At 72.4% G+C, this 16,368-nt stretch carries 14 protein-coding genes; 5 read left to right on the top strand and 9 right to left on the bottom strand.

What is annotated here, in order from left to right; all coding sequences use genetic code 11:
- Window positions 1-71: 71 nt before the first annotated feature.
- The 4 genes from ACH4OA_RS22690 to ACH4OA_RS22675 all read right to left on the bottom strand — a co-directional run bounded on the left by ACH4OA_RS22690 (window position 72) and on the right by ACH4OA_RS22675 (window position 3,792).
- Complete coding sequence (locus tag ACH4OA_RS22690; RefSeq protein WP_397970444.1) at window positions 72-500, bottom strand: hypothetical protein; 429 nt, start codon at window positions 498-500, stop codon at window positions 72-74.
- 295 nt (window positions 501-795) lie between these two features.
- On the bottom strand, window positions 796-1,638 hold the full coding sequence (locus ACH4OA_RS22685; protein WP_397940636.1) for a thioredoxin domain-containing protein: 843 nt from the start codon (window positions 1,636-1,638) through the stop codon (window positions 796-798).
- Window positions 1,639-1,702: 64 nt separating this feature from the next.
- On the bottom strand, window positions 1,703-2,383 hold the full coding sequence (locus ACH4OA_RS22680) for a hypothetical protein (protein ID WP_397940638.1): 681 nt from the start codon (window positions 2,381-2,383) through the stop codon (window positions 1,703-1,705).
- 68 nt (window positions 2,384-2,451) lie between these two features.
- Window positions 2,452-3,792, bottom strand: coding sequence for a DUF2252 domain-containing protein (locus ACH4OA_RS22675; RefSeq protein ID WP_397970441.1), 1,341 nt, complete (start codon window positions 3,790-3,792; stop codon window positions 2,452-2,454).
- Between the two features lie 199 nt (window positions 3,793-3,991).
- Here ACH4OA_RS22675 and dnaE point away from each other — a divergent pair, with 199 nt between their 5' ends.
- Window positions 3,992-7,531: a DNA polymerase III subunit alpha gene (gene dnaE, locus ACH4OA_RS22670; protein WP_397970438.1), complete on the top strand. Its 3,540-nt coding sequence runs from the start codon at window positions 3,992-3,994 to the stop codon at window positions 7,529-7,531.
- Between the two features lie 68 nt (window positions 7,532-7,599).
- On the opposite strand, the gene ACH4OA_RS22665 is transcribed toward dnaE, so the two are convergent.
- Entirely contained in the window at window positions 7,600-7,770 is a 171-nt protein-coding gene (locus ACH4OA_RS22665) for a hypothetical protein (RefSeq protein WP_365872353.1), read from the bottom strand.
- A gap of 226 nt (window positions 7,771-7,996) precedes the next feature.
- Here ACH4OA_RS22665 and ACH4OA_RS22660 point away from each other — a divergent pair, with 226 nt between their 5' ends.
- From ACH4OA_RS22660 to ACH4OA_RS22645, 4 genes are all read left to right on the top strand, one after another.
- A complete protein-coding gene (locus ACH4OA_RS22660; RefSeq protein ID WP_397945755.1) occupies window positions 7,997-9,211 on the top strand; it encodes an NYN domain-containing protein in 1,215 nt (404 codons plus the stop codon).
- A gap of 107 nt (window positions 9,212-9,318) precedes the next feature.
- Window positions 9,319-10,332 carry an ABC transporter ATP-binding protein gene (locus tag ACH4OA_RS22655; RefSeq protein WP_397940645.1) on the top strand — a complete coding sequence of 338 codons (1,014 nt, stop codon included), beginning with the start codon at window positions 9,319-9,321 and terminating at the stop codon, window positions 10,330-10,332.
- 65 nt (window positions 10,333-10,397) lie between these two features.
- Window positions 10,398-11,219: an ABC transporter permease gene (locus ACH4OA_RS22650; RefSeq protein WP_365872347.1), complete on the top strand. Its 822-nt coding sequence runs from the start codon at window positions 10,398-10,400 to the stop codon at window positions 11,217-11,219.
- Between the two features lie 34 nt (window positions 11,220-11,253).
- Complete coding sequence (locus ACH4OA_RS22645) at window positions 11,254-11,880, top strand: AAA family ATPase (RefSeq protein WP_397945758.1); 627 nt, start codon at window positions 11,254-11,256, stop codon at window positions 11,878-11,880.
- Between the two features lie 101 nt (window positions 11,881-11,981).
- Here the strand turns inward: ACH4OA_RS22645 and ybaK are convergent, their stop codons facing one another.
- The 4 genes from ybaK to ACH4OA_RS22625 form a co-directional block, all read right to left on the bottom strand.
- Window positions 11,982-12,482: a Cys-tRNA(Pro) deacylase gene (ybaK, locus tag ACH4OA_RS22640; protein ID WP_365872343.1), complete on the bottom strand. Its 501-nt coding sequence runs from the start codon at window positions 12,480-12,482 to the stop codon at window positions 11,982-11,984.
- Between the two features lie 74 nt (window positions 12,483-12,556).
- Window positions 12,557-13,297 carry an LON peptidase substrate-binding domain-containing protein gene (locus ACH4OA_RS22635; protein WP_397940651.1) on the bottom strand — a complete coding sequence of 247 codons (741 nt, stop codon included), beginning with the start codon at window positions 13,295-13,297 and terminating at the stop codon, window positions 12,557-12,559.
- An 11-nt stretch (window positions 13,298-13,308) separates the two neighbouring features.
- Window positions 13,309-14,358 (bottom strand): hypothetical protein, encoded by a 1,050-nt coding sequence (locus tag ACH4OA_RS22630; protein ID WP_397970436.1) that lies wholly within the window; start codon window positions 14,356-14,358, stop codon window positions 13,309-13,311.
- Window positions 14,359-14,631: 273 nt separating this feature from the next.
- Window positions 14,632-16,212, bottom strand: a complete 1,581-nt coding sequence (locus ACH4OA_RS22625; protein ID WP_397970433.1) for an oxidoreductase — start codon at window positions 16,210-16,212, stop codon at window positions 14,632-14,634.
- Window positions 16,213-16,368: the final 156 nt, after the last annotated feature.

The raw sequence follows: 16,368 nt of genomic DNA, 5'->3' as shown, positions 1-16,368 counted from the left end.
CTGACGAAAGTTCGCCCGCCGTCCGGCTGATCGTCACCCGCCGACGCGCCGTCAGACCGCCCAGGCTTCCGTCACGCGGTGCCGGAGTACCTCTTCTCGTCCTTCGGCGAGCCATCGGCACCATCCTGGTGCCAGACCAGCAAGGTCACTTTCTTGTTCTCCGGTATGTCCACGCCTTGCCCACCGGACTCACAGGTGTGGGCGCCGCGGGTGGCGGCGAGACGGTGGTAATGGCTTCCGCCGGAGTCCTCCCAATAGACCGCAACCATGGCGCGGTCGCCATCGGCTTCCAAGTCGCAAACCTTCCAGTCGTCCCCGTCGGCTATGAACCAGCCTTCTGCGAGACGGACTTCGGCACACCCTAAAGGTGAGCAGTCTTCCAAGTAGGAGTAGCCGTGTGCATTACTTCCGGCGAAGGCGGGGGCCGTGCCAAGGGCTAAGGCTGCCGCGGTGAAAGCCGCTCCGGCTAAAACGCGCCGTGCCGCTGTGTCGATCCTCATTGTTCCCCTCGGGTCTCTTTCGTGTTGCACGGCAGGGAGGGTGCGAATTCCCCGCCGCCGTGGAACTACCGCAGGTCAGAGCGATCGGAGTGACAACGTGTAAACGCGCCATGATGATGAGTCGCCGACGGCTGACGATGAGGGGATGGCGCTGTCGGATTCACTGCGGACAGGCGTCGACCGAGCGGTCCGCTGCGCGGAAGCGAAGACGCCTGGCGGTGGGGAGGCGCTGTGGCCACTCCACCGCCAGGCGGCGAACCGCTCCGCGCTTCCGGCAGCGGGTGTTTCAGACGGCTTATCCCTTGAGCGCGGTGCTCAGTACGCGGTTGAAATCAGTCACCGTCATGGGGGCGTTGCCCTGGCTGTCGGCCGTGAGCTTCTTTCCGTCCATGACCAGGCTCGGGGTGCCGGTGACGCCGTCCTTGTTGGTGTCGAAGCTCTTCGACATGGCCAGGGCCCAGGCGTCGTACGTGCCGTTTTTTACGGCATTCTGGAACTTCGCGTTGTTCTTCAGTGCCGGAATGGTGTCCGCCACCTTGATGAGGTAGTCGTCGCTCTTGAGTTTGTCGTCGGTCTCGTTCGGGTGGTACTTCGCGGAGTAGAGCGCGCTCTTGTAGTCGAGGAAGGCTTCGGGACTGACATTGAGCGCGGCACCCAGGGCGCTCAGGGCGTTCTTCGACCCCTCGCCGCGCGAGCCGATCTTGCCCTTGCCCAGCGTGTCGCCGTCGAGGAAAGTGCCGCCGATGTACTGGATCTTGAACTTGCCGGCGTCGAGGTCCTTCTTGACCGTGGGGCCGACCGCTTGCTCGAACGAGGCGCAGACCGGGCAGCGAGGGTCCTCGTAGATCTTCAGGGTCTTCTTGGCGGTCTCCTTGCCGATGACGACGGTTGTGCCGTCAGCACCCGTCGTGTTGGCCGGGGCGGTGACCTTGGCGTCTTTCTGGCCCTCCCAGTAGCTGGGCTTGTTGGCCTGGACGACCGCGTAGCCGATGCCGCCGGCTGCGGCCAGGACGGCCACGACCGCGCCGGCCACGGTGAGCTGCCGCCTGACCTTGGCGCGCTGGGCCTGCCGCTCGCGCTCCTGGCGCAGCCGCTCCCGGGCCGCCGTCTTGGCCGACTGGCTGTTCCGCTTGCTCATGTCTGATCTCCATGTGGGACGCGCACAGGTCGTACGCGGGATACGTGTGGGGGACTGGTCGTGCTCAGGCGGAGGCCGGTGAGCACGGCGGTCCACGCCGTCCCAGGGAGTGCACGAGGAGCCGGTCGGGGCCCGCCGCGCGGGGCGGGGCCGGGCGGGCCGGCCGGCGGGCCGGCAGCGGCCGTACGGCGACCGCGGCCACCGCCAGCAGCAGCGGCCGGAAGGTGGTGGCGGCGACCGCGCGCAGCAACTGGCCCAGCGCCCGCTCGCCCCGGCGCAGCCAGGCGGCGGCCAGCAGCCCCACGCACAGGTGCGCGGCCAGCAGCAGCCAGGCCGCGGCCGGGCCGGCCTGCGCCAGCAGCGCGCCGGTCCGCTCCGGACCGCCGGCCATCCGGGCCAGCGGGCCGCCCACCGGGCCCTCGCACAGCACGTCCAGGCCGACCGCGCGCAGCGGACCGGCGACCGGGCCGCCCGCCCGGCCGTAGCAGGCGTGCTGGCCGGTGGTGAACACCGTGTCGGCGGCCAGCTCCAGCGGGACCAGCAGGGCCGCGATCCGGCCGAAGCCCCGCTCGCGGCCCGCCAGCGCGTACGCCGTGACGAACACCCCGGCGGCGACCGCGCCCACGGTCGCCGCCGGCAGCGGAACACGGGACAGCAGCACGTGCGACGCGGTGCCGAGCGTCACGACGAAGGCCGTGAACAGCGCCGCGCGCACGGCTCTGAGCTGGGTCCCGGATATGTCCATAGCGAAAGAAGAGTCTGGCACGGAGACCGGTAAAAGACCCCTAAAGGGTGCCTGTGAACCGGCGGCCGTTACAGCCCCGGTATCCGGCCGTTGCGGAACAGGTCGACGAAGACGCGGTGATCGGCCCGCGCGCGGGCGCCGTAGCCGTGCGCGAAGTCCACCAGCAGCGGCGCGAAGCCCTCCTCGTCGGCCGCGATCGCCGCGTCGATGGCCCGCTCGGTGGAGAACGGCACCAGCGACTCGCCGGAGGTGTCGTCCGCCGCCGCGTGCATGGCGGCGGTGGCCCGGCCCAGGTCGGCGACGACGGCGGCGATCTCCGCCGGGTCGTCGATGTCGTCCCAGCCCAGGTCCACGGCGTACGGCGAGACCTCGGCGACGAGCTGGCCGGCGCCGTCCAGCTCGGTCCAGCCGAGCCACGGGTCGGCGTGCGCCTGGAGGGCGCGCTGGGAGATCACCGTGCGGTGGCCCTCGTGCCGGAAGTACCCCGCGACGGCCGGATCCGTAAGGTGCCGGGAGACGGCCGGCGTCTGGGCCTGCTTGATGTAGATCACGACGTCGTTCTCCAGGGCGTCGCTGTGGCCCTCCAGGAGGATGTTGTACGACGGCAGGCCCGCCGAACCGATGCCGATGCCCCGGCGGCCCACCACGTCCTTCACCCGGTAGGAGTCCGGGCGGGCCAGGGAGGAGTCCGGCAGCGTCTCCAGATAGCCGTCGAAGGCCGCCAGGACCTTGTAGCGGGTGGCCGCGTCCAGCTCGATCGCGCCGCCGCCCGCGGCGAAGCGGCGCTCGAAGTCACGGATCTCGGTCATCGACTCCAGCAGCCCGAACCGGGTCAGCGCGCGGGCGTCGCGCAGCGCGTCCAGCAGCGGACCCTGCGCGGTGTCCAGTGTGAACGGCGGCACCTCGTCCTGCCGGACGCCCGTCGCCAGGGAGCGGATCCGCTCGCGGTACGCGTGCGCGTAGACCGTCACCAGCTCGGAGATCTGCGCGTCGCTGAGCGCCTTGGCGTACCCGATGAGCGCGACCGACGCCGCGAAGCGCTTCAGGTCCCAGGTGAAGGGGCCGACGTACGCCTCGTCGAAGTCGTTGACGTTGAAGACCAGGCGGCCGTTGGCGTCCATGTACGTGCCGAAGTTCTCCGCGTGCAGATCGCCGTGGATCCACACCCGCGAGGTGCGCTCGTCCAGGTACGGACCGCTCGGCACGTCACCGTCGGCCCGCCCGGCGTCCAGGTCGTGGTAGAAGAGGCACGCCGTGCCCCGGTAGAACGCGAACGCCGAGGCCGCCATCTTCCGGAACTTCACCCGGAACGCGGCCGGGTCGGCGGCCAGGAGCCGGCCGAAGGCGGTGTCGAAGACGGCGAGGATCTCCTCGCCGCGCTGCTCCTCGTCGAGCTGGGGGACCGACATCGCGGGGTGCCTCCTGGTGCGGTACGTCACTCGTACGACAGTGTGTCTGCCGTCTCCAACGCACGAAGGTACGCGCTGGTGCCCGGGGCGCCGCGGGCCGTGCCCGTCGGCCGCTGTCGGCGGCGAGGCATAGACTTCGACGCTGACCCCCGCAACCGTCCGCCCGCCCGTCGTCCGTGTTTCCGTTGGAGGCCAAACCGTGTCGAAGCCGCCCTTCACGCACCTGCACGTCCACACCCAGTACTCGCTGCTGGACGGTGCCGCGCGGCTGAAGGACATGTTCAACGCGTGCAACGAGATGGGCATGACGCACATCGCCATGTCCGACCACGGCAACCTGCACGGGGCGTACGACTTCTTCCACTCCGCGAAGAAGGCCGGAATCACCCCGATCATCGGGATCGAGGCGTATGTCGCTCCCGAGTCCCGGCGCAACAAGCGCAAGATCCTCTGGGGCCAGCCGCACCAGAAGCGGGACGACATCTCCGGTTCCGGCGGTTACACCCACAAGACGATGTGGGCCGTGAACAAGACCGGCCTGCACAACCTCTTCCGGCTCTCCTCCGACGCCTATGCCGAGGGCTGGCTGCAGAAGTGGCCCCGGATGGACAAGGAGACCATCGCCCGGTGGTCCGAGGGCATCGTCGCCTCCACCGGCTGCCCCTCCGGCGAGGTGCAGACCCGGCTGCGCCTCGGCCACTTCGACGAGGCCCTGAAGGCCGCCGCCGAGTACCAGGACATCTTCGGCAAGGACAAGTACTTCCTGGAGCTGATGGACCACGGCATCGAGATCGAGCGCCGGGTCCGCGACGGCCTGCTGGAGATCGGCAAGAAGCTGGGCATCCCGCCGCTGGTCACGAACGACTCCCACTACACGTACGCGCACGAGGCCGGCGCCCACGACGCCCTGCTGTGCATCCAGACCGGCAAGAACCTCTCCGACCCCGACCGCTTCAAGTTCGACGGCACCGGCTACTACCTGAAGTCCACGGACGAGATGTACGCCATCGACTCCTCGGACGCCTGGCAGGAGGGCTGCGCCAACACGCTGCTCATCGCCGAGATGGTGGACACCACCGGCATGTTCGAGAAGCGCGACCTCATGCCGAAGTTCGACATCCCGGAGGGCTACACCGAGGTCACCTGGTTCCAGGAGGAGGTCCGCCGCGGCATGGACCGCCGCTACCCGGACGGCGTCCCGGAGGACCGCCAGAAGCAGGCCGACTACGAGATGGACGTCATCATCCAGATGGGGTTCCCGGGCTACTTCCTCGTGGTCGCCGACTTCATCATGTGGGCCAAGCGCCAGGGCATCGCCGTCGGCCCCGGCCGGGGTTCCGCGGCCGGCTCGATCGTCGCCTACGCCCTCGGCATCACCGACCTCGACCCGATCCCGCACGGCCTGATCTTCGAGCGGTTCCTCAACCCCGAGCGCATCTCCATGCCCGATGTCGACATCGACTTCGACGAGCGCCGGCGCGTCGAGGTGATCCGGTACGTGACCGAGAAGTACGGCGCCGACAAGGTCGCCATGATCGGCACCTACGGCACCATCAAGGCCAAGAACGCGATCAAGGACTCCGCGCGCGTGCTGGGCTACCCGTACGCGATGGGCGACCGCATCACCAAGGCCATGCCCGCCGACGTCCTCGGCAAGGGCATCCCGCTGTCCGGCATCACCGACCCCGCCCACCCGCGCTACAGCGAGGCGGGCGAGGTCCGGTCGATGTACGAGAACGAGCCGGACGTGAAGAAGGTCATCGACACCGCGCGCGGCGTGGAGGGCCTGGTCCGGCAGATGGGCGTGCACGCCGCCGGCGTGATCATGTCCAGCGAGACCATCACCGAGCACGTCCCGGTCTGGGTCAGGCACACCGACGGCGTGACCATCACCCAGTGGGACTACCCGAGCTGTGAGTCGCTCGGCCTGCTGAAGATGGACTTCCTGGGCCTGCGCAACCTCACGATCATGGACGACGCGGTCAAGATGGTGAAGGCCAACAAGGGCCTCGACATCGACCTGCTGTCCCTGCCGCTGGACGACCCCACGACCTTCGAACTGCTCCAGCGCGGCGACACCCTCGGCGTCTTCCAGTTCGACGGCGGCCCCATGCGGTCCCTGCTGCGGCTGATGAAGCCGGACAACTTCGAGGACATCTCCGCCGTCTCGGCCCTGTACCGGCCGGGCCCGATGGGCATGAACTCGCACACCAACTACGCCCTGCGCAAGAACGGCCAGCAGGAGATCACCCCGATCCACCCGGAGCTGGAGGAACCGCTCCGGGAGGTCCTGGACGTCACCTACGGCCTGATCGTCTACCAGGAGCAGGTGCAGAAGGCCGCCCAGATCATCGCGGGCTACTCGCTCGGCGAGGCCGACATCCTGCGCCGCGTGATGGGCAAGAAGAAGCCGGAGGAACTGGAGAAGAACTTCGTCATCTTCCAGGCCGGCGCCCGCGGCAACGGCTACAGCGACGAGGCGATCCAGGCGCTGTGGGACGTGCTGGTCCCGTTCGCCGGCTACGCGTTCAACAAGGCCCACTCGGCCGCGTACGGCCTGGTGTCGTACTGGACGGCGTACCTGAAGGCGAACCACCCCGCCGAGTACATGGCCGCCCTGCTGACCTCCGTGAAGGACGACAAGGACAAGTCGGCGGTCTATCTCAACGAGTGCCGCCGCATGGGCATCCGGGTGCTCCCGCCGAACGTGAACGAGTCGGAGGCGAACTTCGCCGCCCAGGGCGACGACGTGATCCTCTTCGGCCTGTCCGCCGTGCGCAACGTCGGCACCAACGTCGTCGAGTCGATCATCAAGTGCCGCAAGGCGAAGGGCAAGTACACCTCCTTCCCCGACTACCTGGACAAGGTCGAGGCGGTGGTCTGCAACAAGCGCACCACCGAATCGCTGATCAAGGCCGGCACCTTCGACTCGATGGGCCACACCCGCAAGGGCCTCACGGCGCAGTACGAGCCGATGATCGACAACGTGGTCGCGGTCAAGCGCAAGGAGGCCGAGGGCCAGTTCGACCTCTTCGGCGGGATGGGCGAGGAGACCAGCAGCGAGCCCGGCTTCGGACTCGATGTGGAGTTCTCCCCCGACGAGTGGGACAAGACCTATCTCCTCGCCCAGGAGCGGGAGATGCTCGGTCTGTACGTCTCCGACCACCCGCTCTTCGGCCTGGAGCACGTCCTCGCCGACAAGGCCGACGCGGGCATCGCCCAGCTCACCGGCGGCGAGCACGCCGACGGCGCGGTGGTCACCATCGGCGGCATCATCTCCGGTCTCCAGCGCAAGATGACCAAGCAGGGCAACGCCTGGGCGATCGCCACCGTGGAGGACCTCGCGGGCTCCATCGAGTGCATGTTCTTCCCGGCCACCTACCAGTTGGTCTCCACCCAACTGGTCGAGGACGCCGTGGTGTTCGTCAAGGGCCGGCTCGACAAGCGCGAGGACGTGCCCCGGCTGGTCGCCATGGAGCTGATGGTCCCGGACCTGTCCCACGCCGGCACCAACGCGCCCGTGGTGCTCACCATCCCGGCGGTGAAGGTGACACCGCCGATGGTCAGCCGCCTCGGTGAGATCCTCAGCCACCACAAGGGCGACAGCGAGGTGCGGATCAAGCTCCAGGGCCCGCGCAAGACCACGGTGCTGCGCCTGGACCGGCACCGGGTCAAGCCCGACCCGGCCCTCTTCGGCGACCTGAAGGTGCTCCTCGGCCCGTCCTGCCTGGCCGGCTGAGTCCCGCGACGGAAAAGGGGCGCACCCGCCACGGGTGCGCCCCTTTCGTGTCCGGGCGTCAACTGCCCTTAGTTGTGGCCGAAGCTCTTCTGCTTCTTGCGCGTGGCGTCCGCCGGGCCGCCCTGGATGTGCGACACCGGCGAATCGGCGTGCTCCTCCGCCGCGGGCCGCTGGGCGTGCTCGGTCCGCGGGGTGCGGTTCTGCGGGCCGGCCTGCTTGCGGTTCTTGTTCTTGGCCATGGTGATCTGCCTCCTGTGGGGGATCTGAGGGCCAGAGCCGGGACCAGATTCACATATGCCGACATTGGCCGCATGTCGGATAATTACCGTGTGTGACAGGGCAGCTGAGCCGACGGGAACCGGCAAACGCCACGCCGATGATCGAGTTCGGGCCGTTAACCTCCGCGTGGTCGGGCAGACTCGAAGGAAGTCCGAAGCAAAGCCTCCCGGGAAGAGGGTGAGTCGCGTGGACCGCTGCATCGTCCTGGTGGACGCCGGGTATCTGCTGGGAGCCGCCGCCAGCCTCCTCGCCGGCGAGCCCTCGCGGTCCCGGATCACCGTCGACCACGCGGCGCTGATCCTGGCCCTGCGGGAGCGCGCGGAGTCCGACACCGGGCGCCCGCTGCTGCGCATCTACTGGTTCGACGGCGCCCCCGACCGGGTCCCCCAGCCGGAGCACCGCAGGCTGCGGGTGATGCCCCGGGTCACCGTCCGCCTCGGCGCCCTCACCCGGAGCGACGGACGCTGGGCGCAGAAGGGCGTCGACGCCGCCATGCACGCCGAACTGACCGAACTGGCCCGCAACCGCGCCTGCTCGGACGTCGTCCTCGTCACCGGTGACGGCGATCTGCTGCCCGGGATGATGGCCGCCAAGGAGCACGGCGTCGCCGTCCACCTGTGGGCCGTCCAGGCCGCCGACGGCGACTACAACCAGTCCGAGGACCTGGTCGCCGAGGCCGACGAGCGGCGCGTGCTGGACCGCGCCTGGATCACCCAGGCCGTCCGCGTCAAGGAGCTGACCGGCGTGTGCGCCCCGCCGCCCGCGCCCCGCCCCGAGATCGCGGCGATCCTCTCCGCGCCGCTGCCCGAGTCCGCGCTCGCGGCGGCCGAACGGTCCGCGCAGCAGTCCGCGCACCCGCCCGCCGCGACGGAGAACGGCAGCCCCGAGCGGGTCCCCGCGCCCAAGGGCGTCCCCACGCCCAAGGACCTGGCCGCGCTGCGCGCCCCCGGCACCCAGACCGCGCCGCCCCCGGCGACCGCGACCCTGCGCTGGTCCTCCGACAAGGGCTGGGTCGAGCGGCCGGGAGCGACCGCCGAGCCGCCCGAGGCCGCCTCCATGCCGACCCTGGCCCAGCTCACCACGGCCGAGCAGCGGTGGGCCGACCGCGAGGAGGACATCACCACCGTCGGCGGCGATCCGTACGAGGTGGGGCAGGTCTTCGCCCGCCGCTGGATCTCCCGGCTCGGCGACCAGAGCCACCTCCAGCGGCTGTCGCAGATGTATCCGCGCATCCCGCACCGGATCGACGGCGAGCTGCTGCGGTACGCGGCGCGCTTCGGACTGCTCGCGCACAAGGACGACCAGATCGACGAGCACGACCGTTACGCCATCCGGGCGGGGTTCTGGCGGGAGTTCGACATCCCGGCGGCGGCCGACCAGCAGCCCTCCGCCGCCGACTGAATCCGGCCGGCCGGGTCCCGCGGCCGCTCCCGGCCCGCCCCGGCCGGTGCCCCCGTAGCCGCCCCCAAAGGCGAGTAAAGCCCCCCGACCCCGTAGGCTCGTCCTTTGTGATGACGCGCGCGGGACAGGCACTTCGGTACGACGAGGTCGTACGCGTGCGCGGACTCGCCAAGACCTACCCGGCCGTCAAGGGCCGCCGGGGCACGCCGGGCACCCCGCGGGTCCGGGCCACCGACGGGGTGGAACTGGACGTGCGGCGCGGCGAGGTCTTCGGGCTGCTCGGCCCGAACGGCGCCGGCAAGTCCACCCTCGTACGGCAGCTCACCGGACTGCTGCGCCCGGACACGGGCAGCGTGGAGATCCTCGGCCACGACATCGTGCGGCACCCGGAACGGGCCGCCCGCCTCCTCGCCTACCTGGGCCAGGAGTCCTCGGCCCTGGACGAGCTGACCGTCTCCCTCGCCGTCGAGACCACCGGACGCCTGCGCGGCCTGGACGCACGCCGGGCCCGGTCCGAACGGGACGCCGTGCTGGAGGAGCTGGGGCTGACCCCGATCGCCGGCCGGGCCCTGCGGAAGCTGTCCGGCGGCCAGCGCCGGCTCGCCTGCTTCGCCGCCGCCCTCGTCGGCCGCCGCCCGCTGCTCGTGCTGGACGAGCCGACCACCGGCATGGACCCGGTGGCCCGGCGCGCGGTGTGGGCGGCCGTGGACCGGCGGCGGGCCGAGCACGGCACGACCGTGCTGCTGGTCACCCACAACGTCATCGAGGCCGAGACGGTCCTGGACCGGGTCGCGGTGCTCGACCAGGGCCGGGTCATCGCCTGCGACAGCCCGGCCGGGCTCAAGGCCCGGGTCGCCGGCGAGGTGCGGGTGGAGCTGGTGTGGCGGGAGCGGGCGCCGCTGGAGGTGCCCGAGGTGGCCGTCCTGCGCGAGCGGGCGGCGGAGTCCGGCCGGCGCTGGACGCTGCGGCTCGCGCCCGAGGAGGCCCGCGCCGTCGTCGCCACGGTGACCGGCGGGGCCGCCTTCGCCGCCCTGGACGACTTCACGCTCGCCACGCCCAGCCTGGAGGACGTCTACCTGGCGCTGGGCGGCGAGGCCCGGCAGGGACTGGTGAGGGCGTGAGCGGACGGTCCCCGCGACGCGCGGGTGCCGGTGCGACCGCCGTAGGGAATGAGGAGCAGCTCGTCGTGAGTGTCGTACCCGCCGAGGTCCTGCCGGGCGGCGCCCGGGCCGTGCCGGAGCCGGCGCCCGGTGCTGCCGAGCTGGGCCCGCCCGCGCGGCTGTGGCCGTCGCTGGCGGCCGTCTACCGGGCGCAGCTGTCCCGGGCCCGGGTGGCGCGCATCCCGCTGCTGTTCGTGGCGACCTTCCAGTCGGTCGGCATCGCCGTGATGATGCGCGGGGTCGTCGACAGCGGCCCCGAGGCCCAGTCCGTGGTGGCCGGGTCGGCCGTGCTGGTCGTCGCCTATGTGGCGCTGAACCTGCTGTCGCAGTACTTCGGGCAGCTACGGGCCAGCGGCGGGCTCGACCACTACGCCACCCTGCCGGTGCCGCCGGCCGCCGTGGTGCTGGGCGCGGCGGCGGCGTACGCCTCCTTCACCGTCCCGGGCACCCTGGTGACCGCCGTGTTCGGCTGTGTGCTGTTCGGGCTGCCGCTGACCAACCTGTGGGTCCTGCTGGCCGTCGTCCCGCTCGCCGGGGCCGCGCTGGCCGGTCTCGGCGCCGCCTGCGGGCTGCTCGCGCCCCGGCCGGAGCTGGCCACGCTGCTCGGCCAGCTGGGCATGTCGGCGGCGCTGCTGCTGGGCGTGCTGCCGGCCGACCGGATGCCGGAGGTGATCCGGCTGGCCCGCGATCTGCTGCCCTCCACCTACGGCGTGGAGGCGTACGCGCGGACCTTCGGCGCCCACCCGGACTGGGCCGTCGTCCTCGTCGACCTCGGCGTGTGCGCGGGGGTCGGCGTGCTCTCGCTGGCCGTGGCGACCCGGGCCTACCGCAGGGCCGCCGTCCGGTGACGCGGCCCACAGGACGACCTGGCACGATGGCAGGGTGACCGCACCGTTGACTCCGCCACCGCCGCCGCACGACGACTCCGCGCACCCGGTCCGGCAGCCGCCGCCCGGCGGGGCGCTCGCCGGGCACGGGCGGGAACAGGACGGTCCCGGGATGCGGACGGAACTGCGCGAGGCCGCCGTGATCACGGTGGCGACGGCGCTCGGCGGGGTGCTGCTCGGGCTGCTGTGGTGGTGGCTGGCGCCGCACGTGCCGCTGGTCGGCGACGAGCTGGACGGGAACTGGGTCGTCTATCTGAAGGACTCCGAAGGCGAGCAGGCCGTCGGGGTGGACGGCACGTTCACGCTGCTGGGGCTCGGGTTCGGACTGGCCGGCGCGGTCGCCGTGTTCCTGCTGCGGCGGCGCGGCGGAGTGCCGCTGGCGGTGGCGCTGGGCCTCGGCGGCCTGCTCGGCTCGCTGCTGGCCTGGCGGCTCGGCGTCTGGCTGGGCCCCGCGTCCGACGTGCTCGCCCACGCGCGGGCCGTGGGCAAGGGCGTGACGTTCCCGGCGCCGCTGAAGCTGTCGGCGAAGGGCGCGTTGCTGGCCTGGCCGTTCGCGGGGCTGCTGGCCCACCTCGGCCTGACCGCGCTGTTCGGCCCCCGCGACGAGGAGCCGCCCGCCTGACCGGCGGGCCGTGCGCGCGTACGTGCCGGCGGGCGGCCGGAGCCGGGGGTGGGCCCGTCAGTCAGCCCCGTCCGATGGGCGCCGGACGGGGGTGAAGCCCGTCAGCCCCGGCCGATGGGCGCCAGCACCGCTTCCGTGAGTTTCGCCAGGTCGTCCGGGGCCAGCTCGACCTCCAGGCCCCGCCGTCCCGCCGACACACAGATCGTGGCGTGCGCCCGCGCGGAATCGTCCAGGACCGTGGGCAGCTTCTTGCGCTGGCCGAGCGGGGAGATGCCGCCGCGGACATAGCCCGTGGTGCGCTCGGCCAGGGCCGGGTCGGCCATCGCCGCCCGCTTGCCGCCCACCGCCGCCGCCAGGGCCTTCAGGTCCAGCGAACCGGCCACCGGGACCACACCGACCACCAGGGAGCCGTCCACGTCGGCCACCAGCGTCTTGAAGACGCGCTCGGGCGGGACGCCCGTCGCCTGCGCCGCCTCCTCGCCGTACGACGGGTGGGACGGATCGTGGTCGTAGGCGTGGACGGTGAACTCCACGCCCGCCGCCGTCAGCGCCACCGTCGCGGGCGTGCCCCCGGACTGCTGTTTCTTCGCCTTCTTCGCCATCAGGAGTGCGGTTCCCTCGCTCTCGTCCCGGTACCTCGTCGGCGGTACGCCGACCCGGTACCCGTCCCGGTACCTCAGTTCAGGCTCGTCGGCGTCCGCGTCAGCTCGAACGCGGGCAGCGACGGCAGGCCGCGGATGATGGCCGTCTCCGCGCGCAGCAGGTTCAGCTCGTCCCGCAGCCGGGACGCGGTGTCCGGCGCCTGGAGCAGCCGCTGCTTGGTCGGCGTGTCGTGCACCATGGCCGCGGCCACCAGGTACGACACCACGCCCGGGTCGTCCGGCAGCTCCGCGCCGGTGGACAGCGAGCGTTCGCGGGCGCCCGCCAGCCGTTTCTGGTACCGCCGGAAGGACCGCAGCACGTCCTCGGCCAGCGGGCCGGCCTCGTCCCCGGGCTCCTCCGCCAGCTCCTCCAGCTCCGCCGTGAGGAACGGACCCGAGGCGTCCACGGACAGCAGCCGCACCCGGGTCGTGCCGGTCGCCAGCACCTCGAAGGTGCCGTCGGGCCGCTCCCGGATGGTCGCCGCGTCCGCCACACAGCCCACCGTGTGGAAGGCGCGCAGCGGGTCGGCGCCGAAGCCGGCGGCCGGGCCCCGCGCGGGCAGCGCGGTGGGGTCCGGCATGCCCGGGGCGCTCGGCGCGACCTCGTGGCCGTCGCGGATGGCGACGACCGCGAACCGGCGCGGCTCGTCCTCGGGCGTCTTCAGCAGATCGCGCATCATGGCGCGATACCGCTCCTCGAAGACGTTGAGCGGCAGCACGAGCCCGGGGAACAGCACCGAGTTCAGCGGAAAGAGCGGGAGACGGGCGGTGGTCACGGCGCCCCAGCCTAGTGGTCGGCGGCGGGGCCGTGTCCGCCGTGCCCGCCGACGAGCCCCGGCGGCACCGTCAGGAGCCCGGCCGGGGCCGGTCCGGCCGCCGTCTCCAGGTGCTCGCGCAGCCGCAGGAAGTGGCCGAGCGGATCGTCGGAGAACCGGTCCCACGGGAACGACGTGGCGTACGGGCCGATCAGGCGCAGCTGGGTCCGGGCGTCCTTGCGGCGGTCCAGCCGCAGCAGCACGTACAGCAGTTTGTTGCGGACCTCGGCCGGCGCCGGGTCGGCCGCCGGGAGACGCGCGGACAGCGCGATCGCGCGGTCGGCCGCCGCGTCCAGCCGGGCGCGCGGCACCGCCGCCCCGCAGCCGTCGGTGAGATAGCCGAAGGCCGCGCGGGCGGGCAGCGCCTGGACCAGCGAGCCGGCCGGGGCGTCCTGAGCGGCCCGGTCGGCGAAGTCGAAGCACTCGCGGTGGGAGCCGTGCCAGGAGGCGGCCAGATAGCGCAGGGCGGCCACATGGCAGCCGTAGTGGTGCGGGGCGCGCCGGACGGCCGCCTCCCACAGCTCCTCGAAGTAGCGGTGCCCGGCCCCGGAACCGCGCGCGTGGTCGAGCGCGATCCGCCAGGGCACCGGGTCGCGGTCGTCGGCGCGGGCGGCGGCGGTGATCAGCGGGCTCACCTCGCGCAGCAGCTCGGCCCGGGCCGGCGAGGGCCAGGCGCGGTCCACCGCGAGCTGGGCGCCGACCAGCAGCGCTCCTGGGTCGTCGGGCGCGGCGGCGCGCCACGCCTCGTACCACTCGGGGCGGGAGCGGGCGAAGGCGGCCAGGCGCCGCGCGTACCGGTCCCTGAGTTCCCACTCGGCCGCGCCGCGGGTGGCGGCGAGCAGTCCGGCCGCGGTGGCGTACTCGCCCCGGCCGGCCGCGACGAGCGCGGGGGAGAGGCGGTCGTCGGGCGCGTCGAGCACGGCCTCGTACCCGGCCGGTGGCCGGCCGGCCGGGAGTGCGGGGCGGGGGGTCATCCGGGTGGGGCGGATGAACGAGGGCAGCAGAGCCATGGTGCCGACCATTGAAAGTCCGCAGGTCGGGGCGGCGCCAGAGGCTCCGGGCAAGTCACGGAAAGTTGTACGGCCGACGGTCAAGGGGCGGTAAAGGGTGAATGCGCGTCTCGTGGTGGTGTGGTGAGGGACGGGTGTGTTCCGCCGGTTCCGGCACGCGGTGGGGGACGGGTGGCCGCTGGCTCCGGCGCGGGCGGCCCGGCCACGGCTGTGGCGCGGCGGGCGGGCGCGCGGTGAGCGACGGGTGGCCCTGCGGCTCCGGCACGGGTGAGCGCGGCCCGTGCCTCAGCTGCGGCGCAGCAGGCGGGTGGTGCCCGCCGCCACCGTGGTCGCCAGGACCCAGCCGAGCAGGATCATCACCGTCGCCAGCCACTGCCAGCCGCCGCGCAGCTGCCACTGGCCGGCCTGCCCCAGGTCGATCACCGGCAGCAGCAGGTCCAGCGTGAACAGCGCCGGGCTCCAGGCCGGGTGGCCGCCGGGGCTCACCGGCGGATGGTCGGCGTGCGCGAACGCGAGCGTGCCCGCCGCCCACAGCACCGCCATCCACACCGCGGCCCGGCCCGGCCGGTAGCCGTAGGCCACGGTCCAGTCCTGCACGAACCCCCAGACCTTGCCGGCCGGCGGCAGCGTCTCGCGGCGCCGGCGCTGTTTGGCGAGCAGCACCTCGCGCGCGTCCTCGTCCTCCCCGGCGGCCCGCAGCACCGCGGCCAGCCGCTCGTACGCCTCCGGGGCGTACTCGGCGGTGGCGGCCGCCACCCAGTCCAGGCGCCGGGTCAGCGGGAACGGGCCCTGCGGCACCAGGTTCTCGTAGGCGAACCCGCCCATGTGCAGATTGCCCTCGTCCGGCCAGCTGCTCGCGCGGTCCACCAGGTTCACGATCCGCGCGCCGGACAGCACGACCTTGCCGTGCTGCGGCTTGTCCCCGAGGAAGCGCAGTTCCGGTGTCTGCACCCGGCGCAGCGACAGCTCCTGGTCGTCGGTGAAGGCGAACAGGGCCCGCTCCAGGTCGACGGCGTCGCCGAACCGCCCGTCGTCCAGCCGCACCCCGCCCCGGCACTCGAAGCGCTGGACGCGGGTCCCGCGCGCGGGCGTGGTGCCGCTCAGCGCCGGGCCGCCCAGGCCGGCCGGGGTCAGGTAGAGGGTGCGCTCGACCGTGAGCTGCGGGGCGTTCAGCGCGAACCGGGCGTACGGGTTGGCCAGCCGGGCGCCGCGCAGGCTGAGCGACACGCCCACCTGGGCGCCGCGCAGGCTCAGCTCGCCGTAGGACTCCAGCAGCTCCGCCTGGAGGTCCTGGCCGACGGTCATGCCGTCCGCCGCGATCGACCGGCCGCTGCGGTCGCGGTGCACGACCGCCTGGTTGAGCAGCAGATCGGTGCCGATGTGCGCATCCGTCAGCCGGACCCCGCCCGGGAACCGGCAGCGCGGCAGATGCAGGTCGCCCTCGGTGTGCACCCGGGCCGCCTCCAGGCGGGGCACCGAGCAGTCCACCAGGCGCACGGTCGTGAACCGGGCCTCCGGCAGCCGGACCTCCTCGTCGAAGCGGCAGCCGGTCAGCTCCACGTACGGCGTGATCTGGCCGCCCGACACGTCCAGCACCCCGGATATCCGGACGCCGACCAGCTTCAGCGCGGACACCCGGCCCGCCAGCGCCGGCGGGCCGTCCAGCAGCAGCCAGCAGACGATACGGGCCCGCACGGTCCGCTCCGGACCCCACGGATACCCGCCGTGCGGATCGTCCGCGGCGAAGTCCCCGCTGCTCAGGTCGTAGACACTGCCGTTGCGGAAGGCCTGCCACATGCCCGCCTCGCTCGCGGTCAGGTCGTCCGGCAGGTCCCCGGTGGTGCGGATGCCGGCTCCCTCGCTCACCGTTCTCCTCTCCCCGTCACGGTGGTTTTCGTACAGCCGTTCATGCCCGCTGCGTGACCTCCCGAACACCACACGTGAAGGTGATCTTCCGGATTCCGGCCACGGTCTGTGCCGGGCATTGACCCACGGCGCGGCCGTCGGCGGGGCCCGTTCTGT

The sequence above is a fragment of the Streptomyces sp. NPDC017095 genome, from assembly GCF_044332325.1.
Classification (GTDB): Bacteria; Actinomycetota; Actinomycetes; order Streptomycetales; family Streptomycetaceae; genus Streptomyces.
Note: the sequence above shows the minus strand (reverse complement) of the source record. Positions and strands in the feature narration are given on the sequence as shown.

What these genes read in the sequence shown, in the direction of transcription:
- ACH4OA_RS22685 (WP_397940636.1), bottom strand. Translation starts at nt 1,638, where the DNA reads ATGAGCAAGCGGAACAGCCAGTCGGCCAAGACGGCGGCCCGGGAGCGG.
- ACH4OA_RS22665 (WP_365872353.1), bottom strand. Translation starts at nt 7,770, where the DNA reads ATGGCCAAGAACAAGAACCGCAAGCAGGCCGGCCCGCAGAACCGCACC.
- ACH4OA_RS22675 (WP_397970441.1), bottom strand. Translation starts at nt 3,792, where the DNA reads ATGTCGGTCCCCCAGCTCGACGAGGAGCAGCGCGGCGAGGAGATCCTC.
- ybaK (WP_365872343.1), bottom strand. Translation starts at nt 12,482, where the DNA reads ATGGCGAAGAAGGCGAAGAAACAGCAGTCCGGGGGCACGCCCGCGACG.
- ACH4OA_RS22690 (WP_397970444.1), bottom strand. Translation starts at nt 500, where the DNA reads ATGAGGATCGACACAGCGGCACGGCGCGTTTTAGCCGGAGCGGCTTTC.
- ACH4OA_RS22630 (WP_397970436.1), bottom strand. Translation starts at nt 14,358, where the DNA reads ATGGTCGGCACCATGGCTCTGCTGCCCTCGTTCATCCGCCCCACCCGG.
- ACH4OA_RS22680 (WP_397940638.1), bottom strand. Translation starts at nt 2,383, where the DNA reads ATGGACATATCCGGGACCCAGCTCAGAGCCGTGCGCGCGGCGCTGTTC.